General features: G+C 41.7%; 6 protein-coding genes. 3 read left to right on the forward strand and 3 right to left on the reverse strand.

Annotated elements, in window-relative coordinates; all coding sequences use genetic code 11:
- Window positions 1-110 precede the first annotated feature (110 nt).
- Complete coding sequence (gene trxB / locus E1160_RS01110) at window positions 111-1,076, reverse strand: thioredoxin-disulfide reductase (RefSeq protein WP_155153149.1); 966 nt, start codon at window positions 1,074-1,076, stop codon at window positions 111-113.
- 147 nt (window positions 1,077-1,223) lie between these two features.
- Window positions 1,224-1,730, reverse strand: coding sequence for a dihydrofolate reductase (locus E1160_RS01115; protein WP_218048634.1), 507 nt, complete (start codon window positions 1,728-1,730; stop codon window positions 1,224-1,226).
- Between the two features lie 175 nt (window positions 1,731-1,905).
- Between E1160_RS01115 and E1160_RS01120 the strand changes: the two genes are divergently transcribed.
- The 3 genes from E1160_RS01120 (at window position 1,906) to E1160_RS01130 (ending at window position 4,295) form a co-directional block, all read left to right on the forward strand.
- Complete coding sequence (locus E1160_RS01120; RefSeq protein ID WP_218048635.1) at window positions 1,906-2,799, forward strand: sterol desaturase family protein; 894 nt, start codon at window positions 1,906-1,908, stop codon at window positions 2,797-2,799.
- A gap of 20 nt (window positions 2,800-2,819) precedes the next feature.
- Window positions 2,820-3,380 carry a DUF2141 domain-containing protein gene (locus tag E1160_RS01125; protein WP_155153151.1) on the forward strand — a complete coding sequence of 187 codons (561 nt, stop codon included), beginning with the start codon at window positions 2,820-2,822 and terminating at the stop codon, window positions 3,378-3,380.
- Window positions 3,381-3,461: 81 nt separating this feature from the next.
- The gene (locus E1160_RS01130; RefSeq protein WP_155153152.1) at window positions 3,462-4,295 is read left to right on the forward strand and encodes a thymidylate synthase; all 834 of its coding nucleotides are present in this window, start codon (window positions 3,462-3,464) and stop codon (window positions 4,293-4,295) included.
- Window positions 4,296-4,382: 87 nt separating this feature from the next.
- Here E1160_RS01130 and katG read toward each other — a convergent pair whose 3' ends face one another.
- On the reverse strand, window positions 4,383-6,542 hold the full coding sequence (gene katG, locus E1160_RS01135; protein ID WP_155153153.1) for a catalase/peroxidase HPI: 2,160 nt from the start codon (window positions 6,540-6,542) through the stop codon (window positions 4,383-4,385).
- Window positions 6,543-6,714: the final 172 nt, after the last annotated feature.

A 6,714-nucleotide genomic window follows, 5' to 3' on the forward strand; every position in this document is an offset into this window, starting at 1 on the left:
GATGATTCTTTTGTGAATTTTTAGACGGGATTTTACTTAATATAAAAAGAGTCAATGGAATCAAACATGAAGCTTGATTCCATCGCTAAACATTTATTTTAATTAAAATTTTATTCGGCTGCGGTTGCAACCTGAGATTCAATTTCTGCGATATATTTTTCAGCTTCTAGCGCAGCCATACACCCCATGCCTGCCGCTGTTACAGCCTGTCGATAAATCTTGTCTGTTACGTCACCAGCTGCATATACACCCGGAACTGTTGTGGATGCGGTGCCTGCTTCAACTAAGAGGTATCCATGATCATCCATAGGCAGTTTTCCTTTGAAAACTTCTGTTGCTGGGCTATGTCCGATCGCGATGAAAACACCATCGACAGTGAGTTCGCTCATGCTGCCGTCTTTGGTATTTTTAAGGCTTAAGCCTGTCACACCTTTGCCGTCTTCACCTAGAATCTCTTCCAGTGTGTTATTCCAAAGAATTTCAATCTTTGGATTCGCAAACAGACGATCTTGCAGGATCTTTTCAGCTGTTAATTGATCGCGACGATGGATCAGTGTAACTTTTTCTGCATGATTGGTCAGATAGATTGCTTCTTCAACAGCAGTATTACCGCCGCCAACAACTGCGACTTCTTTACCGCGATAAAAGAAACCATCACATGTGGCACATGCGCTAACACCAAAACCTTGGAAAGTTTGTTCTGATTCAAGTCCCAACCATTTTGCCTGCGCACCTGTGGAAATAATTATACTATCAGCTGTATAGACCGTACCACTGTCACCTGTGGCACGCATTGGGCGACTTTCAAAATCAACATCAACGATGATGTCATAAACCAGATCTGTGCCCACTTTTTCAGCTTGTTCACGCATCTGTTCCATCAACCAAGGACCTTGGATCACATCAGCAAAACCCGGATAGTTTTCAACTTCAGTTGTGATGGTTAATTGACCACCCGGTTGAAGACCTGCAACCAATCTAGGTTTCAGGTTTGCGCGCGCTGTGTAAATCGCAGCGGTATAACCAGCAGGGCCAGAACCGATAATTAAAACTTTAGAATGTTGGGTCTCAGACATTTTCGTAAACTTTCCGTTTCGCGTGTTTCCTCACGCAATTTGCTATTTCATTTGGGTCCTAAAGATAGGCACAGAAAAAGGAATCTCAAGAGGCTTTTTCGCAGAAAATAAAGCTTTTAGTGAATCCAGTAGTTTAAACCTGTTTCCTTAGGAAGATTTTTCATATGTTACAAAGCGATAGGCAGGATTATCACCTTCTGCTTCATGTGATTCTGTGAAAACTTCTTGCCAGTTAGCTTTATCAAATTCCGGGAAATATGCATCGCCATTCGGTGATAAAGCTACTTCGGTAATATAAAGTCGTGTCGCAGAGGGTAGGGCAGATGCGTATATTTGCGCGCCACCCACGATCATGATTTCCTCTAAGTTAAGCTCTGTCGCATATTTCTTCCCAAGCTGCACTGCGGTCTCAATATCCGCAACGACATCAACTTTTGGATCAGCTTTATAATCAAAATTTCTAGTGATCACGATATTTGGACGCCCCGGTAAGGGGCGGCCAATAGATTCATAAGTCTTTCGTCCCATGATGATGGGTTTGCCCATTGTTGTTTTTTTGAAATATTTCAAATCTTCGGACAGATGCCACGGTAAATCACCATCAACACCGATAACGCGGTTTTCACCTTGGGCGACAATCATCGAAATATGCACAGTTTGAACCCTTATCCTTTTATAAATTTCCTATCAATTAAGAGAAACCATCTTTCACGTAAACATAAAAATAGATTTTCAAATTTGACAATAAATGAAATTATACCTATATACAGCAAAAGACAGACATCTGATAAGATGTTGTTCGGATCGCATTTATTGTCAGGAGACCGATATGAAACTCATATTTAATCAGCTAACGGATATGGAGATTTATGGATGGGAAGCTTTTATCGGTGATTGGCTTTTTATTTTCTCTTTTGCTTTTTTAGCACTCGAATTTCTAAGATATGGTTTGAGAGAAAAAATGAGTTGGGGATTAATTGGCGATGTCTTTACAAATTACATCACGCTTGGTGCTTTTATCGGAATTAATTACCTGATAATTGGCGGATTTTATGTGGGGGTTTTCTTTTATGTATCCGAATATGCAATTTGGACAATTGAAACCAATTGGGCAACAGTTGCGATATGTATCATCTTGGCAGATATTATGTATTATTGGCAACATCGTTTTGCTCATCGTGTGAATGTTGCTTGGGCAACGCATACGGTGCATCATTCATCCCCGCATTTTAACATTTCTGTCGCGTATCGTTTTGGCCCATTGGATGGGGTGTTGCCATTACCGTTTTATATTCCTTTGGTGTTACTCGGCTTTAATCCTTTTGTTGTGTTTTTTGCCGAAATGTTTGTGCAGTTATATCAAACATTGTTGCACACGGAAGGTTTTGGAAAGTTCCCACGTATTATTGAAAAGGTCATGAATACACCGTCGCATCATCGTGTACATCATGGGTCCAACAATAAATATCTGGATAAGAATTACGGCGGTATCTTTATCATCTGGGATCGTATGTTTGGGACCTTCGCAGAAGAAAAAGAAGAGGTAGTTTATGGATTGGTGACACCGATTAAAAGAAATGATCCTTTTTCAGCGTTCTTTCATGGGTTTTATCGTTTGGGACAAAAGGTTTTCTATACCAAGGGTCTTTTCAATAAAATCGGTTGTTTGATTATGCCGCCGGGCTGGGAACCAGCTCATCAAAAACGTCAGATCAAGCAATAGATAAACAAAGGGTTATACATATGCCTTCATTCAAACAGACAGTCGCTGGTATTGCTGTTTCAACAGTGATCGTAATTGGTGGTGCATATATGGCATATGAGATGCCATCAATTTCGGAATATGTGGTGAGTTATGATAGCTCATCGTCAAATGCTGCGACAGTATCGGAAATAGTGAGAGAAACGCCAGAGTTTGGCGATGTAGCAACTAACCCAGTTAGTGGAAGCGATTTGAGTTTTACAATACATGGTATTGAGCGAAGTTACGGTAAGGTAATTGTAATGGTATATGGTGATGAAGATAGTTACCGTAATTATGATCCAAATGGATTGCTTGCTTATGAAGAGTTATCGATAAACAGCGGAACTGTGACTGTTTCCTTTGAGAATATTGGAGAAGGTCCTTTTGCGATCACTTTCTTTCAAGATGAAGATGGTAATGGTGATTTAACTTTACAGGGGGAATATCCAATCGAAGGTTACGGTGGTTCCGGTATGAAAACACCTTATTCTGAGCCTTCATTTGAAAAAGCTTCTGTTGGTCTAGGAAGTCATAATTTTAAAATGCATTATTTAAAATAAGGTCGTTTAGTGTTGTTGATAGAGTGTGACCTTCTGATGAATCGGATAAGATGCTGCCAGATTTGAATTGAGGATGAATTTATGAAGCAATATCTGGAACTGGCACAAGATGTCTTGGATAACGGCATTTTTAAAGGTGACCGCACGGGAACTGGGACCAAGTCTGTTTTTGGCCGTCAGCTACGCCATTGTTTGAAAGATGGTTTTCCGCTTCTGACTACAAAGAAATTGCATTTTAAAAGTATTGCCAATGAATTGATCTGGTTTCTGAATGGGGACACAAACACTAAATGGTTACGTGAAAATGGCGTGTCTATTTGGGATGAGTGGGCGACAGAGGCGGGTGAACTTGGTCCCGTATATGGCAAGCAATGGACCGCTTGGGAAACCAAGTCAGGTGAAACCATTAATCAGATCGACTATGTGGTGGATACCTTAAAAAATAATCCAAATAGTCGTCGTATCTTGTTCCACGGCTGGAATGTCGAATATCTGCCAGATGAAGGCGTTAGCCCACAAGATAACGCGGCAAATGGAAAAATGGCGTTACCACCATGTCATCTTTTATATCAGTTCTATGTGGCAGAAGGACATTTAAGTGCGCAACTTTATATCCGTTCCTCTGATGTTATGCTGGGGTTGCCCTACAATATCGCGTCACTTGCGTTATTGACACATATGTTGGCACAGCAGTGCGATTTGATCCCGCATGATATTGTGGTCAGTTTCGGCGATGCGCATATCTATAGTAATCATTTTGAACAAATTGAAACGCAGCTGCAACGTAGTCCAAAAGCATTGCCAGAGTTAAAGATTAATCGAAAACCTGATAGTATTTATGATTATCAATTCGAAGATTTTGAAATCGTTGGATACGACCCTGATGCTCATATCAGTGCGCCTGTAGCCATTTGATCCTTAATTCTAAATTCTACTAAATATCAACTGTGGGAGAATATCTTCTCTCCCACAGTTGGAAATTTAGGTGTTTAGCTGAAAACCTTATTCGCAGTCAAAACGATCAGCATTCATGACTTTGACCCATGCAGCTACGAAATCTTCAACAAATTTTTGCTGGTTATCATCTTGTGCGTATAGTTCTGCATAGGAACGCAAGATGGAATTGGAACCGAATATAAGATCAACACGGGACGCGGTCCATTTTACGGTACCATTTCTTCGATCACGGATTTCATAATTGCCATCTTTTGTTGGGTGCCAGCTGTAAGCCATATCTACCAAGTTCACAAAGAAATCATTGGTCAGTTGGCCTTCGCGATCTGTAAAGACACCATGTTTAGCATCTCCATGATTTGTGCCTAACACACGCATGCCGCCGATTAAGGCTGTCATTTCATGTGCATTCAAGCCCATTAATTGAGTCCGATCCAATAGCATCTCTTCAGCGCTTACGGCATAATTATCTTTTAACCAATTGCGATAGCCATCATGTAAGGGTTCAAGTACAGCAAATGAATCTTCATCTGTCATGTCCATAGTGGCATCACCGCGTCCCGGTGTGAATGGTACTGTGATGTTGTGGCCTGCAGCTTTTACAGACTGTTCAATACCGACATTCCCTGCCAGCACGATAATGTCTGCGATACTAGCCCCTGTTTGTGACGCAATGTCTTCTAATACGGGCAAGACGCGATCAAGACGTTCTGGTTCATTTCCGATCCAATGACGTTGTGGGGCTAGACGGATGCGGGCACCATTTGCACCTCCACGCATATCGGAACCACGAAATGTGCGGGCACTGTCCCAAGCGGTAGAAATTAACTCGTTGCTCTTTAAGCCACTAGAGATGATTTTCTCTTTCGCAGCCTCTATATCAAAATCAATGGGGCCTGCTGGTATAGTATCTTGCCAGATCAGGTTTTCTTCTGGAACGTCAGGACCGATATAGCGTGCTTTGGGTCCCATATCACGATGAGTTAGTTTGAACCAGGCACGGGCGAATATTTCAGAAAAATATTCTGGGTCTTGATAAAACTTCTCTGAGATTTTTCTGTATTCTGGGTCCTTGATTGTTGCCATATCGGCATCAGTCATCATCGGCATACATTTGATGGAAGGATCTTCTACATCAACAGGCATATCTTCTTCTTTGATATTGACGGGTTGCCATTGCCAAGCACCCGCAGGGCTTTTGGTTAGCTCCCAATCATATGAGAATAACATATGGAAATAGCCATTATCCCATTGAATTGGATTTGTCGTCCATGCGCCTTCAACACCACTTGAAACCGTATCACGACCAATGCCGCGATTGCCTTCATTCAGCCAACCAAGACCTTGGGTGTGGATGTCTGCAGCTTCCGGATCGGCGCCAACTTTATCAGCGTTGCCATTGCCATGTGCTTTACCTACGGTATGTCCGCCAGCTGTGAGGGCGACAGTTTCTTCATCATTCATCGCCATCCGCGCAAAGGTAATGCGCATGTCCTCGGCAGTTTTTAGGGGATCGGGTTTCCCTCCAACACCTTCAGGATTCACATAAATCAATCCCATTTGAACGGCTGCTAGTGGATTTTCCAGAGAATCGCGATCATCCTCTTTATATCTATCTGACTCTAACCATTCCTGTTCAGAGCCCCAGTAAATATCTTTTTCTGGATGCCAGATGTCTTCGCGGCCAAATCCGAACCCAAATGTTTTTAAACCCATGGATTCGTAAGCCATATTGCCTGCAAGGATCATCAAATCAGCCCAACTGATTTTATTTCCATATTTCTTTTTAATAGGCCAAAGCAAACGACGTGCTTTGTCTAAATTGACATTGTCTGGCCACGAATTTAACGGCGCAAATCGTTGATTACCTGTAACACCACCGCCGCGACCATCGGCTGATCTATATGTACCGGCGGAATGCCACGCCATACGGATCATAAGGCCTCCATAATGACCCCAATCTGCAGGCCACCATTCTTGGCTGTCTGTCATAAGTGCCTTTAAATCATCTTTTAATGCGTCAACATCTAATGACTTTACGGCTTCTCTGTAGTTGAAATCTGACCCCATAGGGTTAGTTTTGGAATCATGTTGATGAAGGATGTCTAGATTTAGGGCATTTGGCCACCAATCCGTATTGGATTTACTTGTGGATGTCATGCTGCCATGCATGAACGGGCATCCTGATGTCTTTTGATTATTACTCATAACGAACTTCTCTATCTTTAGTGAGATTAGCTTTATGCTCATACGCGATTAGACAGTTTTCCAATGATTGCGATCGTTTTGCTTTAATTGCGTGAGCACGTCTTATATTGAAAATATAATATGAGAATTTTAATCTATAAAATATTATAATTTGAATTTATCGATCTAAAAA

The organism is Curvivirga aplysinae (assembly GCF_009711445.1).
In the GTDB taxonomy this organism is placed as follows: domain Bacteria; phylum Pseudomonadota; class Alphaproteobacteria; order UBA8366; family Aestuariispiraceae; genus Curvivirga; species Curvivirga aplysinae.